General features: G+C 39.8%; 15 protein-coding genes and 2 pseudogenes. 13 read left to right on the forward strand and 4 right to left on the reverse strand.

All coding sequences use genetic code 11. The features are described 5' to 3' along the window. Nucleotides 1–185: 185 nt before the first annotated feature. Together NI465_RS14830 and NI465_RS14835 are read left to right on the forward strand one after the other, a co-directional pair. Nucleotides 186–485, forward strand: a pseudogene (locus NI465_RS14830) (IS481 family transposase); the annotation flags it as partial. A 153-nt stretch (nucleotides 486–638) separates the two neighbouring features. Then, nucleotides 639–734: pseudogene (locus tag NI465_RS14835) on the forward strand (IS1 family transposase); the annotation flags it as partial. A gap of 34 nt (nucleotides 735–768) precedes the next feature. Here NI465_RS14835 and NI465_RS14840 read toward each other — a convergent pair. After that, nucleotides 769–1,056, reverse strand: coding sequence for a DUF1330 domain-containing protein (locus NI465_RS14840; protein ID WP_253145830.1), 288 nt, complete (start codon nucleotides 1,054–1,056; stop codon nucleotides 769–771). 59 nt (nucleotides 1,057–1,115) lie between these two features. Further along, nucleotides 1,116–1,778: a GntR family transcriptional regulator gene (locus NI465_RS14845; protein WP_253145832.1), complete on the reverse strand. Its 663-nt coding sequence runs from the start codon at nucleotides 1,776–1,778 to the stop codon at nucleotides 1,116–1,118. A gap of 151 nt (nucleotides 1,779–1,929) precedes the next feature. Between NI465_RS14845 and NI465_RS14850 the strand changes: the two genes are divergently transcribed. From NI465_RS14850 to NI465_RS14890, 9 genes are all read left to right on the forward strand, one after another. Beyond that, nucleotides 1,930–2,532 carry an amino acid synthesis family protein gene (locus tag NI465_RS14850; RefSeq protein ID WP_253145834.1) on the forward strand — a complete coding sequence of 201 codons (603 nt, stop codon included), beginning with the start codon at nucleotides 1,930–1,932 and terminating at the stop codon, nucleotides 2,530–2,532. Continuing rightward, nucleotides 2,501–3,292 carry an alpha/beta fold hydrolase gene (locus NI465_RS14855; RefSeq protein WP_253145835.1) on the forward strand — a complete coding sequence of 264 codons (792 nt, stop codon included), beginning with the start codon at nucleotides 2,501–2,503 and terminating at the stop codon, nucleotides 3,290–3,292. The genes NI465_RS14850 and NI465_RS14855 overlap by 32 nt, the downstream gene beginning before the upstream one ends. Nucleotides 3,293–3,321: 29 nt before the next feature. Next, nucleotides 3,322–4,254: a flavin-dependent trigonelline monooxygenase reductase component gene (gene tgnA, locus NI465_RS14860; RefSeq protein WP_177155617.1), complete on the forward strand. Its 933-nt coding sequence runs from the start codon at nucleotides 3,322–3,324 to the stop codon at nucleotides 4,252–4,254. A 2-nt stretch (nucleotides 4,255–4,256) separates the two neighbouring features. After that, on the forward strand, nucleotides 4,257–5,294 hold the full coding sequence (tgnB, locus tag NI465_RS14865) for a flavin-dependent trigonelline monooxygenase oxygenase component (protein ID WP_177155616.1): 1,038 nt from the start codon (nucleotides 4,257–4,259) through the stop codon (nucleotides 5,292–5,294). 10 nt (nucleotides 5,295–5,304) lie between these two features. Beyond that, nucleotides 5,305–6,774, forward strand: a complete 1,470-nt coding sequence (tgnC, locus tag NI465_RS14870) for a (Z)-2-((N-methylformamido)methylene)-5-hydroxybutyrolactone dehydrogenase (RefSeq protein ID WP_177155615.1) — start codon at nucleotides 5,305–5,307, stop codon at nucleotides 6,772–6,774. Between the two features lie 322 nt (nucleotides 6,775–7,096). Then, the gene (locus tag NI465_RS14875) at nucleotides 7,097–8,497 is read left to right on the forward strand and encodes a purine-cytosine permease family protein (protein WP_253145836.1); all 1,401 of its coding nucleotides are present in this window, start codon (nucleotides 7,097–7,099) and stop codon (nucleotides 8,495–8,497) included. 28 nt (nucleotides 8,498–8,525) lie between these two features. Further along, the gene (locus NI465_RS14880) at nucleotides 8,526–9,695 is read left to right on the forward strand and encodes a hypothetical protein (RefSeq protein ID WP_253145837.1); all 1,170 of its coding nucleotides are present in this window, start codon (nucleotides 8,526–8,528) and stop codon (nucleotides 9,693–9,695) included. 144 nt (nucleotides 9,696–9,839) lie between these two features. Further along, nucleotides 9,840–11,294 (forward strand): NAD-dependent succinate-semialdehyde dehydrogenase, encoded by a 1,455-nt coding sequence (locus tag NI465_RS14885; protein WP_253145838.1) that lies wholly within the window; start codon nucleotides 9,840–9,842, stop codon nucleotides 11,292–11,294. Beyond that, the gene (locus NI465_RS14890) at nucleotides 11,294–11,680 is read left to right on the forward strand and encodes a carboxymuconolactone decarboxylase family protein (protein WP_177155611.1); all 387 of its coding nucleotides are present in this window, start codon (nucleotides 11,294–11,296) and stop codon (nucleotides 11,678–11,680) included. The genes NI465_RS14885 and NI465_RS14890 overlap by 1 nt, the downstream gene beginning before the upstream one ends. A 724-nt stretch (nucleotides 11,681–12,404) precedes the next feature. Here the strand turns inward: NI465_RS14890 and NI465_RS14895 are convergent. Together NI465_RS14895 and lipA are read right to left on the reverse strand one after the other, a co-directional pair. Beyond that, nucleotides 12,405–13,496 (reverse strand): sigma-54-dependent transcriptional regulator family protein, encoded by a 1,092-nt coding sequence (locus tag NI465_RS14895; protein WP_253145839.1) that lies wholly within the window; start codon nucleotides 13,494–13,496, stop codon nucleotides 12,405–12,407. 233 nt (nucleotides 13,497–13,729) lie between these two features. Beyond that, a complete protein-coding gene (gene lipA, locus NI465_RS14900) occupies nucleotides 13,730–14,704 on the reverse strand; it encodes a lipoyl synthase (protein WP_004979608.1) in 975 nt (324 codons plus the stop codon). 342 nt (nucleotides 14,705–15,046) lie between these two features. Here lipA and NI465_RS14905 point away from each other — a divergent pair, with 342 nt between their 5' ends. Then, nucleotides 15,047–16,009 (forward strand): thiamine pyrophosphate-dependent dehydrogenase E1 component subunit alpha, encoded by a 963-nt coding sequence (locus NI465_RS14905; RefSeq protein ID WP_180058618.1) that lies wholly within the window; start codon nucleotides 15,047–15,049, stop codon nucleotides 16,007–16,009. A gap of 15 nt (nucleotides 16,010–16,024) precedes the next feature. Continuing rightward, nucleotides 16,025–17,044, forward strand: a complete 1,020-nt coding sequence (locus NI465_RS14910; protein WP_168158997.1) for an alpha-ketoacid dehydrogenase subunit beta — start codon at nucleotides 16,025–16,027, stop codon at nucleotides 17,042–17,044.

A 17,044-nucleotide genomic window follows, 5' to 3' on the forward strand; every position in this document is an offset into this window, starting at 1 on the left:
ACGGAATTAGGTCGACCACTTACCCAAGTTACGCCTTAAATTTGGCTCAATTAGGGGCGCTTTGCATTTCAAATCTTTGTGCAACAAAGCCATTGCTGAATGACTCTCGTAATAGCATTTGTATCTAGGTGTTTAGTCCCAGATTTTAATGGTGCAATATTCTCAGATAAATGGAAGGAAGCACTATGGGACAAGTTCTACACAGCAGCGCCACAACGACACAGGCAGTGCGTCGAGCAATACAAAATAGTCAAGAGAGCTTAAGAGCACTGGCCAAGCGTTACGGCATCAATCATACGACTGTCGCAAAATGGAAGAAACGCACTTCAGTAGATGATCTGACAACCGGACCAAAGAATCCTCGCTCAAGCGTGTTATCGCCTGAAGATGAGGCAGCAATTGTTGCTTTTCGAAAACGCACCTTGTTGCCGCTAGATGATTGTCTTTATGCATTGCAGCCAAGCATTCCTTATCTGACACGCTCGTAGTTACACTGCTGCTTGCAGCGGCATGGTATTTCACGGCTACCTGATCTTTTTGACCAAAATTTTTGACTGAAAAATCTTCCCATTTTTTTCAGAATATCTTCATCTTCTGAATTGACTAATATTTCAAAGATAGGTTTTAACTTTGTATGGTCGTTTAGGAGAAGCTGTAATTTTTCGAAAAAGTTAGAAAACCACTTTAAGGCTTTCGATTTAACCTTCTTCTACATCAATAATGGCTGCATTTAAGCCCAGCATACTTTTTGAAACACCACCTGTTTTCTTAATTTAAACTTTCTACAATAGTAATCATTACATCAGCACAATTTTCACGAGCTGCTCTTGCTTTAGCGTATTCCTCAGAATAATAACAAGCTTGAGCAGTGGCTAAATCTGAAAATTCAATAATGATGTGACGCTCATATTCAGCCCCTTCTAGACAAGTAGCTTTGCCACCTCGTGCCAGAAATTTAGCTCCATATTTTTCAAAGGCTAAAGGTGCTATCGACATGTATCGTTTATATTTTTCCATATCATGAATAGTGACATGTGCAATCCAGTATGCAGACATATAAAAGTTCCCTATGTTTGATAAATGTGAGACTGGTTTTTCTAAAGTATTAATTGATATCACTTGTCTAAGATATTTTTGGCAACCAGAGCCGCTTCAGTAATATGTTCCGCTACAGCCTGTTTTGCCATTTCCGAATCTTTATAAAGATATATAGCTTCACACATATTTTTGATACGTTGATAGCCTGAAATTTCACGTTGAGTAGATTTCATGGTCATGGCTCGAAGCCGGCTAATACGGCCATTTAAACGTTGTACTACTTCCCAGGCAATATAATGTTTAGCTATGGTGAAAATAGTTTCATAGAGCTTTGAAGAGGTCGCAATAATTAAATTGATATCATCATTAGTAAATGCTTTTTCAAGTTCAACAAGTAAACTCTTAATTTGTTCAGCTTTATCATCAGTTAGGTTCTGAGTGCAATCAACGACCGCACTTTGCTCTAATAGAAGACGAATTTCATAGATCTGAGAAGCAATATCCCAATTTAGTAGTGAAACAATCGGACCTTTATTTGGCAAAATTTCAACAAGGCCTTCGGCTTCAAGATAGCGGATTACCTCTCTTACTACAGACCGACTTACACCAAGTTCTTCACATAAAGTTCGTTCAACTAATCTTTTTCCAGAGGGGAAATAGCCAGTAATAATGGCATTACGGACTTTATTCAAACATAGTTCACGTAATGTGACTGGTGGATTTTCAATCTTAAGACTCATAGACACATCATATTCCTAAATTTGATTTTACAAATTTTGTTACACGTTTTTTACATAAAAAGAGCATAACAAACTCTTGTCTTTTTTTCATTATGTATTATGGTATACCATAATACGAACTACTAAGTGAAATCTCAAGCAAGGAAGAAAAATGAACCTTATACGTAAAACGGTGCTCCATGTAGAAACTACTTATGTTGATGGAGGCAAAGAGGCAACAATCCCATTGAAAATGGTTGCTGCTGCTGCAGTGATTAAAAATCCTTGGGCAGGGCAAGGTTATGTTGAAAATTTAACTCCAGAAATTCGTCGAATTGCTCCGATTTTAAGTGAGCATTTAACGAAGCTTATTATTGATGAAATTGGTTCAGGCGAAGCAGTAGAAGCCTTTGGTAAAAGTGCAGTTGTGGGCTTAGATGGGGAATTGGAACATGCATCTGCCCTGATTCATACTTTGCACTTTGGCAACACATACCGCAATGCAGTAGGTGCGAAATCCTACCTTGCATTTAACAATACCCGAGGTCCCGCCAATGCATCCATTCTTGTTCCAATGATGGACAAAAATGATGAAGGCAGACGTTCTCACTATTTAACTTTACAGTTTGCAATTCCAGATGCACCTGCTGCCGATGAGATTGTGATTGTGATTGCGGGTTCTACAGGTGGTCGACCACATCATCGTATTGGTGACCGTTATCAAGATTTGGAAGAGTTAGGACATGATGTCAAAAACCCAGCAGCTGTCAAATAACAGGATTGCTCATTATTTTGAGCAGGGCACAGGAGAACCCTTGGTTCTCATCCATGGAGTAGGAATGCAGGCAGCGGCATGGTATCCACAAATCGAGTTCTTTTCGAAACATTATCGAGTGATCTCTGTGGACATGCCAGGGCATGGGCAAAGTACAAAATTGGCAGATGAGGCGAAATTACAAGATTTTGTCGATTGGACCATTGAGTTTATTACTGCACTGAATATTGGTGCAGTAAATTTAGCAGGACATTCAATGGGTTCGCTAATTACGACTGGTGTTAGCGTAACCCGACCTGATTTAGTCAAACGTATGGCTGTATTGAATGGTGTTTATAAACGTACGCCACAGGCTCGGAATGCAGTGATAAAGCGTGCTGAAGAGTTAAAGACAGGTCATATTGATGTAGAAACACCGTTACAGCGTTGGTTTGGCGATAGCGAAATTGAGCGCATTGCCTCAGATCATGTTAAATCGTGGCTAGAAAACGTAGATTTGTCAGGTTATACCACAGCGTATTCAGCTTTTGCCTGTGGTGATGAAGTCTACGCTGATGAATGGTCTAAGATCGCATGTCCTGCTTTGGTTTTAACGGGTACTCATGACCCTAACTCAACCGCAGAAATGGCAAGGGAAATGGCAAGTCTGGCGCAAAATGGCGTAGCTATAGTCATTGAAAATGAACGTCATATGGTGAACTTGACGGCACCAGATAAAGTGAATAATGCAATGCAGAAATGGCTTGAAACGAACGTTTAAGCTCCACACATTGATGAAGGAATATAACAATGAGTGAAATGGATAAAGTAAATAAAATACGTGAACTACGTGATGCTTTTGGGTCATTCATGACAGGCGTTACGGTAGTAACTACCTGTAAAGATGATGGAACACCATTAGGCTTTACAGCCAACTCTTTTGCTTCGGTGTCTTTGGACCCAGCTTTGTTGCTTGTCAGCATTGCCAAGACATCAAGCAATTATAATAATTTTGCAAATGCCTCACACTTTGCCATTAATATTTTGGCAGAAGAGCAAAAGGATGTTTCAAATACATTCGCTCGTCCTAGTGATGATCGCTTTGCAAGCTTGGCTTGGTCTGTTAGTGAAAATCAAAACCCAATTATTGATCATGTCAGTGCATGGTTTGATTGTACGACTTACCAAATGGTAGATGCTGGTGATCATGCAATTCTAATTGGTAAAGTTGAAAATTTTGCTTCGGCAGGTTTTGCAGGTCTTGGTTATTATCGTGGTGCTTACTTCACTCCAGCAAAATCTTCTACTGATGTCATCTCGAGCATGAAAGTCATGATGATGGCTTTGATTGGACATGAAAATCAGATTCTGCTCGATAAAAATGCAGATGGTCGCTGGACGTTACCACATCTCATGGTGGATAAAGATGGGGCAGAAAAAGCCTTGGAAAAAATCTTTGCTGCCTATCAGCCAGCAGCATCACCGAGTTTCATTTACTCAGTTTACGATGATGTGACCACGCAACAACAATATATTGCGTTCCTATGTAATACCCCCGTATTAGATGCGCATAAAGGTCAATTTGTTGATCTCAATGATCTAGATCAACTGACTTTTGTAGATAGTGCTTTACAAAGTATGTTAATGCGCTATCGCAAAGAAAATCATCTGAAAACTTATGGTGTTTATTACGGTAATCAAACCAGTGGTACGGTTCGTCAAATTGTTAAAGAGGAAGTTTAACTATGCGTTTTTCATTATTTGTGCACATGGAACGCGTTTCTGATCAACAAACACAGAAGCAGCTCTACGATGAAATGATCGAACTTTGCCAGATTGCGGATAAAGGCGGTATGCATGCAATTTGGACAGGTGAACATCATGCAATGAATTTTACCATTGCGCCAAATCCATTTATTAATCTGGCTGATATTGCAAACAAAACTAAAAATGTCCGTTTAGGTACTGGAACTGTAGTTGCACCATTCTGGCACCCGATCAAATTGGCAGGTGAAGCTGCCATGACGGATATTATCAGTAATGGACGCTTAGATATCGGAATTGCACGTGGTGCATATTCATTTGAATATGAACGTATGGTACCAGGTATGGATGCCTGGGGTGCCGGTCAACGTTTACGTGAAATGATTCCTGCAGTTAAAAACCTCTGGAAAGGTGATTATGAGCATAATGGGGAGTTTTGGCAGTTCCCTAAAACCACCTCAGCGCCTCAGCCTTTACAACAACCACATCCCCCAATTTGGGTGGCAGCTCGTGATCCGAATAGCCATGAATTTGCAGTCGAAAATGGTTGTAATGTACAAGTCACGCCATTGCATTTCGGTGATGACGAAGTTGAAAAATTGATGGGGCATTTTAACGCAGCGTGTGAGAAATTTGCCGATGTTCCTCGTCCTGAGATCATGTTGCTGCGCCATACTTATGTTGCAGATAGTGAAGCAGATGCTCAGCTTGCCGCAGATGAAATCAATGCATTTTATAACTATTTTGGCGCATGGTTTAAAAATGAGCGTGAGATTAGTCAAGGTTTAATTGCACCAATTAGCAAGGAAGAAATGGCACAACATCCATTCTATACTCCTGAAGCAATGCGTAAAAATAATGTGATTGGTCAAGCCCAAGAAGTGATTGATCGCTTAAAAGCCTATGAAGCCATGGGATATAACGAATATTCATTCTGGATTGACACCGGAATGAGCTTTGAACGCAAAAAAGCATCGCTAGAACGTATGATCAATCAGGTTATGCCCGCATTTGCATAGGAGAGAAGACATGACTTCTCCATTCCAGTTGTATATCAATGGTCAGTTTGAGGATGGTGCTGCACAGTTTGACAGTATTAATCCAGCAACTGGTCAGGTCTGGGCAAAAATGCCAGAAGCACGTACAAATGAAGTCAATCGTGCAGTTGCTGCTGCATCTAAGGCCTTGCAAAATGAGGCTTGGGCAGGATTAACTGCCTCACAGCGAGGAAAATTGCTGTATAAACTCGCTGACTTGATCGAGAAAGCTGCGCCACAATTAGCACAGTATGAAACTAATGATACAGGTAAGATTATTCGTGAGACTTCAAGTCAGATTGCGTATGTCGCAGAGTATTATCGATACTATGCAGGTATTGCTGACAAGCTTGAAGGCAGCTATCTACCAATTGATAAACCAGATATGCAGGCGTGGACGATCCGTGAGCCAGTAGGTGTAATTGCAGCAATTGTCCCTTGGAATAGTCAATTATTTTTATCAGCAGTTAAAGTTGGTCCAGCATTAGCAGCAGGTTGCAGTATTGTCCTTAAAGCTTCAGAGGAAGGACCCGCACCGTTACTTGCTTTTGCGCGTTTGGTCCATGAAGCAGGGTTTCCAGCAGGTGTGGTCAATGTGATTACCGGTTTTGGACCTGAATGCGGTGCTGTACTCAGTAGCCATCCGGATGTAGCGCATGTTGCATTTACAGGCGGTCCAGAAACAGCAAAACATATTGTGCGTAATTCGGCTGAAAACCTGGCGAAAGTTTCGCTTGAGTTGGGTGGTAAATCTCCTTTTATTGTGTTTGCCGATGCTGATTTACAAAGTGCGGTAAATGCACAAGTTGCGGCAATCTTTGCGGCAACAGGACAAAGTTGTGTTGCTGGCTCACGCTTGTTGGTTGAATCAACTATTAAAGATGAGTTTGTGCAGCGTTTGGTTGAGCGCGTACAAACTATCAAAATTGGTTTACCTGATGATCATGCAACTGAATTTGGTCCATTGTGTACACTGCGTCAACGTCAAAAAATTGAACAAGTGGTGGCAAGTTCACTTCAACAAGGTGCACAACTACTGATTGGCGGAAAATCTTTAGAGCGAGAAGGGTATTACTATCCGCCTACAATTTTAGATTGCAGCGATGTACCGCAAGCTGATTGTGTTATGACGGAACTGTTTGGGCCAGTGCTATCGGTGGTGAGTTTTACCACAGAATTGGATGCTATCCAGAAGGCCAACAACACCCCTTACGGTCTTGCTGCTGGAGTCTTTACCAACAATTTAAGCCGTGCGCATCGCATGACCAAAGCAATTCGATCAGGCATTGTTTGGTTAAATACCTATCGTGCGGTTTCACCACTCGCACCTTTTGGAGGACATGGTTTATCGGGCCATGGCCGAGAGGGAGGTGCCGATGCGGTGTTGGACTACACTACGACCAAAACAGTTTGGTTACGGACTTCAGATGAACCGATAGCCGATCCTTTTGTGATGCGTTAAAGCATCACAAAAGGGGCTGAATAGGGATGGATTTTCAGGAAGAAAATATGAATAAGTCGAATTCTAAATAGTATTAGTCTTTAGCACAGCATCACTCCTAAAAGGAGCATATGTTGATACTGAATCAGTATCAATTGGGCAGACTTCATTTTTTTCTCTGAAGAATTGACCAGAGCAGCAATAGTCGTGGTTTTGAAATGACAGAGCTCTGTTCGATTTTTTGTAAATAATACCGACAAGGCAGGTTTTTTTAAACCTAAAGTCACTCTCACTAATATATTGAAATTGAAGGAAATGAATTCCTCAAAGAGAGATTAAGGATATGAGCCAAAATGAAAAAAATGCTTTCGCTATAGAAAGTCATTCTATTGATTATGTTGATCCTTCTGAACGAAATGGAAAAGTTCGGGATCTATTTACTTTATGGTTTTGTACCAATATTGCACCGTTAGCTGTAATTACAGGTGCAATGTCCATGCTTACATTTAACTTAAGTTTGGTTAGTGCATTAGTGGCCATTTGTTGTGGACACTTTTTTGGTGCAAGTATTCTAGCATTGACGTCTGCCCAAGGGCCTCAGGTCGGTATTCCACAAATGATTCAAAGCCGTGCACAGTTTGGACGTTATGGCGCATTGCTGGTTGTATTATTTACGACGCTGATTTATCTGGGTTTCTTTATTTCCAATATTATTTTGTCAGGCAAAACTTTACACACAGTTGTTCCTGCAATTCCCATCCCAGCTGCAACTGTGATTGGTGCAATTGTAGCAACTATTATTGGTGTGATTGGCTATCATTTTATTCATAAATTTAACAAGATCGGCACCTGGTTTATGGGCGGCTCATTGTTAATTGGCTTAATGATTATGATTCCACATATCAATGCAGAAGTACTGGCCAAAGGTGCTTTTAATCTGAAGGGATGGTTTGCCATGTTTGGTCTATGTGCTGTGTGGCAAATTAGTTTTTCACCTTATACCTCAGACTACTCAAGATATTTACCTAAAAGTATCGGAATTTATAAACCATTTATTTATACATATTTGGGCGCATCGTTGGGCACAATCTTTGCGATGGGCTTCGGTACAGTTGCGGTAGCGATTGGTTCAACAACAGATGCAATGGAAGCAGTTAAATCAGGTACAGGACTGTTTGGTTATGCACTGATGATCTTATTTCTTTGTAATATCATTGGTCACAATGCCATGAATTTGTATGGTGCAGTTTTATCTTGTATTACTTCTATTCAGACCTTTGCAGGTCGATGGATGCCAAGCAAAAATATCCGTATCATTTTATCAGTCATTGTTTTAATTCTGGCTACGTTTACTGCATTGTGGGCATCTAGTAACTTTATTAGCTTCTTCCTTAATGTGATTTTTGCCTTACTGTTTATCTTGGTGCCGTGGGTTTCAATTAACTTATTAGATTTTTATGTCATCAATAAAAAATCTTACGACATCCAATCTATTTTTGCCCAAGATGGCGGAATTTACGGAAAATTTAATGCTAAAGCATTAACTGCCTACTTTATCGGAATTGCGGTTCAAATTCCTTTTTTAACCAATGCTTTCTTCACAGGACCCTTTGCTAATGTAATTCAAGATGTTGATATTTCTTGGATAGTTGGTTTGGTTTTCAGTTTTATTGTGTATTACGTATTTAATCTAGGAAAGATTAAATCGTCACACCCTCAGATGAATGTGAAAGCGCATCAGTAAAAATTAAATTTGGAATGGAATCTATATCATGAAAAAACATTATTTACAGTGGGCAGTCGCATCTGTAATGCTCACAACATGGATACCAAGTTATGCGGGGATCAGTTTTGGGGATCCTAATGCGGACACCGGAAAACTGACATTTTCAGGTTATGTGCGAGGCAATTATCAAGACAAAGATTATGGCGAAGCGGCTTCTGACGAAAAAATCCGTTTTGATGCTGCTCAGCTTAAATTGGATTACGAACGCGGCAAATTATTTGGACATGCTGAATATCGTTGTTATCAATATGACACCTTATGCGACTTTTCGACTTTGGTGGATGGCTATGTCGGCTACAAGATTAGTGAGACAGATCAATGGGTGGTGGGTATGCAACCCCTTGCATTTGGGCCTGGACGTTTCTGGAACACCAGTTTATATGGCAGTATCAATACTACAGCGGGCTTAGAAGATGTACATAATTTAGGTCTAAACTATCACTTTGAATTGCCAAGTTCGACTAAATTTGACGTAGGTTTCTTTGCTGTGGATGGAGGGCATTATGTCGGTACAACAAAAGACTCGGGGCGTTATAGTGCCAATTATGTCAGTTCAAATGATGCTACCAAGAGTGAGCTGCAAGAAAAAAATATGTGGGTAGGGCGTATTACTCAAGATTTACTTTTAGGGGTTGAAGGACTGAATACACAAGTTGGTGCTTCATATTGGACTTCTAATATTGAGAATAAAACTACCTCTGAAACTGGACATCGTAATGCGTGGTCATTATTCAGCAAAATCAATTATGGCAATTTGGGGCTTACCTTAACGGGTGGTAAAAATGATGTGAGCAATAAAGATGTTCTTAACGCGCAAGCTTCATTAATGGGTTCTTACGACACTGAATACTATGTGAGCAATAAAGCAACGTATTACACGGCGGATATTGGTTACGCTTTTAAAGAAGTGAAGCATATTGGCAACATTACGCCTTATTTTATGTATAGCCAATATGATAAAGATCAGGCAGGTTCAAAAGACTCTATTCGTAATATTTTGGGTATATCAATTGAACATAAAAAGCTGGCTTTAACTACAGAATACATTATGAGCAAGAATGATCCATTTATTGGTGGTAATCAGAATTCATTGGCAATGGGTGATGATAATGAATGGAATAAATTATTAAATTTAACCTTATTCTACTATTTCTAAATCCAGTTATAACATTCGGGGAACCGAAAAAATTTTCGAGATTTTTTTGGTATGCCATAATACAAAGTTAATAGATAGTAGGTGTAAGCTGATCAAATTAAATTAGTTTGATAACTCTTCACCTACTTTACAAGGATAATCGGTATGCAACTCAATGATATGGCTTTATTTCACCAACAGGCATTCGTAGCTGGGCAGTGGTGTGATGCAGATAATCAAAATACTTCTAATATTTATAATCCTGCCACGCAAGAGATCATTGGCACTGTGCCCAACATGGGCAAAGCAGAAGCTGAACGTGCCATTCAGGCAGCAGCTACAGGATGGACAGTATGGAAAAATAAGACTGCGAAAGAGCGTTCAACTATTTTAAAAAAATGGTTTGATCTGATGGTTGCGCATGCAGATGAACTAGCTTTCATTTTAACCAGCGAACAGGGTAAACCCTTGGCTGAAGCACGTGGTGAAATCTTGTATGCAGCCAGTTTTGTAGAGTGGTTTGCTGAAGAAGCCAAACGTGTTTATGGCGATATTATTCCAAGTCCTTATCCTGATGCTCGTATTGTGGTAAATAAACAACCTATTGGTGTTGTTGCAGCCATTACACCTTGGAATTTTCCTGCTGCAATGATTACCCGTAAAGTTGCACCTGCATTGGCAGCCGGTTGTCCTTGTATTGTTAAACCAGCCCCAGAAACTCCTTTTACTGCATTAGGTTTGGTCGATTTAGCCGTACAAGCAGGCGTGCCTGCTGAAGTCCTCAGTGTGATTACAGGTGATGCTGTTACAATTGGTGATGCCATTTTTGAAAGCGATGATGTACGTAAATTTACGTTTACAGGCTCGACACCTGTCGGTAAATTACTTTATCAGCGTTCAGCCCAGACGCTTAAAAAAGTATCTTTAGAACTTGGTGGTAATGCACCTTTTATTGTATTTGATGATGCTGATTTAGATGCAGCGATTGAAGGTGCTTTAATTGCCAAATACCGCAATGCAGGTCAAACCTGTGTTTGTGTAAATCGCTTTTTAGTACAAGCGGGCATCTATGAAAAATTTATCGCTGCATTAAATGAAAAAGTTCAGAAATTTGCTATTGGTAATGGTTTAGAAGCAGGCAATGAAATCGGCCCATTAATCAATGCGAACGCAGTTAAAAAGGTTGAAGCTCACGTTGCAGACGCTTTAGAGAAAAATGCACGCCTGGTTGCAGGTGGAAAACAACACAGCGCTGGTGAGTTATTTTACGAACCGACCATTATTGCCGATGTAACTGCAGAGATGGATGTTGCAACTCAAGAAACTTTTGGACCATTAGCTGCAATTTTTAAGTTCGAAACTGAGCAACAAGCAATTGAGATGGCCAATGCCACAGAATTTGGTTTAGCTGCTTACTGCTACACACAAGATTTAGGTCGTGCGTGGCGCATGAGTGAACAACTCGAGTACGGTATGGTTGGAATTAATAAAGGCTTGATTTCAAATGAGGTTGCACCGTTTGGTGGAATTAAACAGTCAGGTTTAGGGCGCGAAGGCTCAAAATATGGCATTGAAGATTATCTCGAAATCAAATACACCTTATTTGGAGGATTAGGCTAATGAGTAATGAAAAATTTGAAAAAGGTTTAGCGATTCGTAAACAGGTACTTGGCGAAGCTTATGTCAATAATTCGATCAACAATGCTGATGATTTTAACTTACCTTTACAGGAACTGGTCACGGAGTATTGTTGGGGAGCGGTCTGGGGACGTGAAGAACTGAGCAAACCTGAACGTAGTCTAATTAATCTGGCTATGATATCAGCCTTAAACCGTCCGCATGAATTGAAGCTACATGTTAAAGGAGCTTTACGTAATGGCGTGCCTAAAGACAAAATTCGAGAAGTACTCTTGCAAGTAGCAATTTACTGTGGCGTGCCAGCTGCTGTAGATAGTTTCCGTATTGCAAAAGAAGCAATTTTAGAATATGAACAGGAAAATATTTAAAAACTTTACCAATCAAAGGTTAAAATTATAACCGCATTATTAAATGCGGTTATTCTATTTGCGATTGAAACCTATGAATACTTTCAGCATAAGAAATATTGACAATTAAAATGAGTAAATCATCACCATATATCAATATTAATGAAAATATTGCCACTTGATATCAATTTAACTTATGTTCACCTAGAATCTAGTTCACAATTAAATTTATGTTTAATAAACAACAAATTTAATTACTTAGAGTACTAAAGTTATAACTTGTAAAATATTTGGTTCATGAACCTAGCTATGAATAGATATTTTCCTACTAAAAAGGTCTTAAGAATAGACTAAATTTGTCTAGAAGAGTGGAGGCTATTCACACCTCATTGAAACCCCTTTAAGAAAGGGGATGCCGATCCTCTATACCACCAACGGTGGGTGAAGCTTGTCAGCATTCTTAAATATTTATCGTCACCATCACGGCATAGACGTGCGCTTATGGTAAATCATACTTACATAACTTAGACCTATAAGATTTGGTGGTTTTAACTATTAAAGCTGTAGTAATGGCATGGATACACCTTGCAGCGACAAACTAGGTGTCAAAGCTGGGTAAGTGAATTACTAGACTTCACTGTATTTAGTTCTCAATTTTAAGTTTTATTAAAGGAAGTATGAAAATCATACTTCCTTTTCAATCTGCTTCACAATAAAACTTTAGAGTTGAAGCAACAGATCAAATCTAAATCAGATTTGAAAAATAATTACGGTGGATACTGTCCTGTGGTAATAACTCTAATAAACGCTGTACCGCATCAATTCGGTCATGTGTTTGCTCAATAATTCTTAATAATTGATCGATATCCTTTATTTGATAGATCAACTGGCTTAAACGGGCATCAAAACAATGTCTCCAAGTGCTGAGTAAAGGGCTTTCTGATTTAGAGAGAAAGCTACCTTTATATAGCGAGAATGTACTGGAAATAAGATTTGCATTTAATGATTGTTCAGCGCGTAAAAAATCACATTGGACTTCACAGCTAAGCCTATAAATGCGAGCCTCAATTGAATGAGGTAATAGGCTACGAAGTTGTGAAACCTCAGCCTTTAGGGTTTTTAGGCTGACACTACGCTCACCATAAAGGGCATAGTGTAACTCTTCTAAGCCAATGCCATGGGGATGCAAAGCTAAAATGCAAAGTATTTCAATTTGACGGTGACTCAAGTTCAAGGTATGCCCATTAAATTGAACCCAAGGCGAGCCTAGCGCCTTAATGTATAAAAAATTTTGCTGTTCAAACTTTATGGCTCGTTGTATTAAATCCGCACAGCGTTCAACTGCAAGCAGCCCCAAAGGAGTATGTTTTTTATATTTTGTGGAAAGGTTAATAATGCCATGAAATTGCCCTGATGTCGGATCCCAGATCGGCGCGGCATAACAAACCCAATCTCGAACACTGTCCATTTGGTTTTCATGAGAATAGACACAACTTGATATTTGGCTGTTCAACGTCATACCAATCGCATTGGTCCCAACAGCCTGTGTAGACCAATGCCCACCCTCAATAAAATGAACCTGTTCGGCAGAAGAAAGCATTGCAGAACTACTCCATGTCCATAAGAGAGTCCCGTGATGGTCTGTAAGACCAATAGCCATATCTGAATCTTCCGCTATTTTGAGTAAGTCAGCATAATTATGTTGGATAGAGCGGCGAAATAAAGACGTTTTATCTTCTGGAGGTAAGGCTAAAACAGGGGCGGCATGTACAGTATGTTGATTAATTAAATGGGTTGTTTGCAGATTTTTTGCAGATGCGGTATTGAACAGGTTCATATCATATTCCTTTATGATGAGACTGTAATATTTTTAAATTTTAGAAATGAGTTTCCAAATTTATAGTCATTTACGTCATTTCTTCTTGCCTCAATTTTAAATGCTTTTATCTTTGCTTGGTTAAATCATATCTTTTGGCTTTACCAGTCCTTGAGTTACTTTAAAAGTGTTCTTATGAGCTGAAAATGACTATTTCCATCTGAAATGTTAATAAACGTAAATAGGATGAAAATTCATTCGCTCATGTAAGGGCTAGGCACAGCTTCACCATGATACTGACGGTCTGCAAAATAACTTGATCGTACTAATGGCGCACTCCAAATATTTTTAAACGCTAAGCGCTCTCCATGTGTTTGATAATGCTTAAACTCTTGCAACGTAACAAAACGATGAATTGGCGCATGAGATTTAGATGGCTGTAAGTATTGACCGATTGTGACATAGTCTACTTGATAATCTTTCAAATCATTTAATAACACAATAACCTCAGCCTCGACTTCTCCTAAACCGACCATCAAACCACATTTCGTTGGAATTTCAGAACAGTAGTGTTTAAATTTTTTGAGTAAATCCAATGAGTGCTTATAGTCAGCGCCTGGTCGCATGGCTTTATACAGACGTGGAACGGTTTCAATATTATGATTAAAAACATCGGGTGGGTTTTGGCTCAGAATCTTCAGGGCAATATCTGCACGACCACGAAAATCAGGAACCAAAATTTCTATCAGAGTCTCTGGACTGGTTTGACGAATTTCTCGAATGCAATCTGCAAAATGCTGTGCACCACCATCTTTTAAGTCGTCTCGATCAACAGAAGTAATCACGACATACTTTAAGTTTAGATTCTTGACTGTTTCAGCCAGATGCTTTGGCTCATTAGGATCTAGGATATTAGGACGACCATGTGCGACATCACAGAATGGGCAGCGTCGAGTACAAATATCTCCCATGATCATAAACGTTGCAGTCCCTCCGCTAAAGCATTGTGGCAAATTGGGGCAGGCCGCTTCTTCACAAACCGTATGTAGTTTCTGTTGTCGTAATAAATCCTTAATGATTTGAACTTCCTCAGGTTGACTAATTTTAGTCCGAATCCATTCTGGCTTTTTCGGTGTCGTTTCCGTTGGAACAACTTTAATTGGAATACGCGCCATTTTTTCAGCGCCACGTAGCTTCTTTCCAGTTAATACTGTGTTATTTAAATCCATTACAAACACTCCATCGTTTAAAATAATTAATATAGATCCCGATATTAAATAAGCTCTTTTAGGTGCTTTAATAATATTAAAACAGTGCAAAAAACTTATCATATAAAATAAAGGTTGGTTAAAGGTTTGTTTTCATATGTGATTGAACTACTGTAAAATTTTAAAAAATTTTTTAAGTTCTTAACCTTCTGTTTTTAATATTTTTCTCATCTTTTTATGCATTATATTTTTTTAGTCTAATATGAAATTAAATAAAAATATATTTATATAAATATACGGTTTAAAAATTCAACCATTAATTTTTGGATTTTCTTTTAAGCGTAATTAATAAGGAACAAAGATATGCAATTAACGGAAGAGCAATTGCTAGCAGCATACAAAAGAATGCGCGACATTCGTGAATTTGAGGATCGACTTCACGATGAAAATAATACAGGTGATATTCCCGGTTTCATCCATTTATATAGCGGCGAGGAAGCTGTTGCCGTAGGGATCTGTGAAAATTTAACAGACAAGGACTTCATTACATCAACGCATCGTGGTCATGGACATTGTATTGCTAAGGGCTGTGACATTCATGCCATGATGTTAGAAATTTTTGGCAAAGATGATGGTTTGTGTCGTGGTAAAGGCGGCTCAATGCACATTGCGGACTTAGATAAAGGCATGCTCGGTGCAAACGGTATTGTGGGTGGTGGTCCACCTTTGGCTATTGGGGCAGCTTTAAGTGCTAAAACACTGAAAAATGGTGGGATTGGTCTATCTTTTACCGGTGATGGCGGGTCAAATCAGGGCTTAACTTTTGAAGCCATTAATATGGCTGTCGTGTTAAAGCTCCCTGTCATTTTTGTTTTTGAAAACAACGGTTTTGGTGAAGGCACTGCACACGACTATGCCGTAGGCAGTAAAGACATTGCAGGCCGAGCAGCAGGTTTTGGCTTACCCGCTGAAAAAGTAGATGGAACAGACTTTTTTGCTGTGTATGAAGTTGCACAAAAAGCCATTGAACGTGCCCGCTGTGGTGAAGGTCCGAGTGTGATTGAAACGGTAACCAACCGTTTTTATGGACATTTTGAAGGTGATCCGGGGCTTATTCGTTCCAAAGAAGAACTGGATTATGTCAAAGAACATAAAGACCCATTGAAAATATTCCGTGAAAAAGTCAAGGATAAAATTGACGAAGCCAAACTGGATGCGATTGATGCCCAGTCTAAAGCCAATGTAGACGATGCCGTTGCAAAAGCACGCGCAGCTCAGTACCCAGAAGTCTCTCAGTTACTTACTGATGTTTACGTCTCTTACTAAAGGAATAGTAGAAAAATGCCAAATAAAAGTTATCGAAACGCGATTAAAGAAGCAATTGAATTAGAAATGCGCCGAGATCCGAGTGTCATTGTGGTCGGTGAAGATGTTCGTGGTGGGCATGGTGGCAAAAATACAGATGACAATAAACTGGAAGGTTTTGGCGGTGTACTTGGTGTAACCAAAGGCTTATGGACTGAATTTGGTTCTGAGCGAGTCATTGACACCCCGATTACAGAATCGGCGATTATTGGTATGGCGGCAGGTGCTGCTGCAACCGGTTTAAGACCTGTGGCAGATTTAATGTTCATGGATTTTTACGGCGTGTGTTATGACATGCTGTATAACCAAGCGGCTAAATTCCGCTATATGTTTGGTGGCAAAGCCAAAGCGCCACTCGTTGTAAGAGGCATGATCGGTGCAGGTTTTTCCGCAGCAGCGCAGCATTCTCAGTCGCCATATAACGTGTTTGCCTCAGTGCCTGGTTTAAAAGTGGTGGTGCCTTCAAGTGCCTATGATGTGAAAGGGTTGTTGATTCAAGCCATTCGAGATGACGATCCAGTAGTCTTTTGTGAGCACAAGTTGTTGTACGACATTAAGGGCGAAGTGCCAGATGAGGCCTACACTATTCCTTTTGGTGTCGCAAATTACACCCGTGAGGGCACAGATATCACCATTATTGCCTTAAGCCTGATGGTGCATCGTGCCAATGAAGTTGCTGACAAGCTCGCAAAAGAAGGCATTTCGGTTGAAGTGGTTGACCCTCGCACCATTTCTCCATTAGACGAAGATGGCATCTTAGAGTCTGTGGCTTCAACAGGTCGTGTGGTGATTGTAGATGAATCTGCGGCGCGTTGCGGTTTCGGACATGATGTGGCTGCACTCATTGCACAGAAAGGCTTTCATTTTCTTAAAGCACCAATCGAGTTAGTCACTCCACCACACTCACCCGTACCATTTTCACCAGTATTAGAAAAAGAATGGCTACCAAGTGTAGAACGCATCGAACAGGCTGTACGTAAGACGTTGGAGGCTTAG

The organism is Acinetobacter lwoffii (assembly GCF_024129855.1).
Classification (GTDB): domain Bacteria; phylum Pseudomonadota; class Gammaproteobacteria; order Pseudomonadales; family Moraxellaceae; genus Acinetobacter; species Acinetobacter lwoffii_L.

What these genes read in the sequence shown, in the direction of transcription:
- tgnB (WP_177155616.1), top strand. Translation starts at nt 4,257, where the DNA reads ATGCGTTTTTCATTATTTGTGCACATGGAACGCGTTTCTGATCAACAA.
- NI465_RS14890 (WP_177155611.1), top strand. Translation starts at nt 11,294, where the DNA reads ATGAGTAATGAAAAATTTGAAAAAGGTTTAGCGATTCGTAAACAGGTA.
- NI465_RS14895 (WP_253145839.1), bottom strand. Translation starts at nt 13,496, where the DNA reads ATGAACCTGTTCAATACCGCATCTGCAAAAAATCTGCAAACAACCCAT.
- tgnA (WP_177155617.1), top strand. Translation starts at nt 3,322, where the DNA reads ATGAGTGAAATGGATAAAGTAAATAAAATACGTGAACTACGTGATGCT.
- NI465_RS14885 (WP_253145838.1), top strand. Translation starts at nt 9,840, where the DNA reads ATGCAACTCAATGATATGGCTTTATTTCACCAACAGGCATTCGTAGCT.
- NI465_RS14875 (WP_253145836.1), top strand. Translation starts at nt 7,097, where the DNA reads ATGAGCCAAAATGAAAAAAATGCTTTCGCTATAGAAAGTCATTCTATT.
- tgnC (WP_177155615.1), top strand. Translation starts at nt 5,305, where the DNA reads ATGACTTCTCCATTCCAGTTGTATATCAATGGTCAGTTTGAGGATGGT.
- lipA (WP_004979608.1), bottom strand. Translation starts at nt 14,704, where the DNA reads ATGGATTTAAATAACACAGTATTAACTGGAAAGAAGCTACGTGGCGCT.
- NI465_RS14855 (WP_253145835.1), top strand. Translation starts at nt 2,501, where the DNA reads ATGATGTCAAAAACCCAGCAGCTGTCAAATAACAGGATTGCTCATTAT.
- NI465_RS14840 (WP_253145830.1), bottom strand. Translation starts at nt 1,056, where the DNA reads ATGTCTGCATACTGGATTGCACATGTCACTATTCATGATATGGAAAAA.
- NI465_RS14905 (WP_180058618.1), top strand. Translation starts at nt 15,047, where the DNA reads ATGCAATTAACGGAAGAGCAATTGCTAGCAGCATACAAAAGAATGCGC.
- NI465_RS14880 (WP_253145837.1), top strand. Translation starts at nt 8,526, where the DNA reads ATGAAAAAACATTATTTACAGTGGGCAGTCGCATCTGTAATGCTCACA.
- NI465_RS14910 (WP_168158997.1), top strand. Translation starts at nt 16,025, where the DNA reads ATGCCAAATAAAAGTTATCGAAACGCGATTAAAGAAGCAATTGAATTA.
- NI465_RS14850 (WP_253145834.1), top strand. Translation starts at nt 1,930, where the DNA reads ATGAACCTTATACGTAAAACGGTGCTCCATGTAGAAACTACTTATGTT.
- NI465_RS14845 (WP_253145832.1), bottom strand. Translation starts at nt 1,778, where the DNA reads ATGAGTCTTAAGATTGAAAATCCACCAGTCACATTACGTGAACTATGT.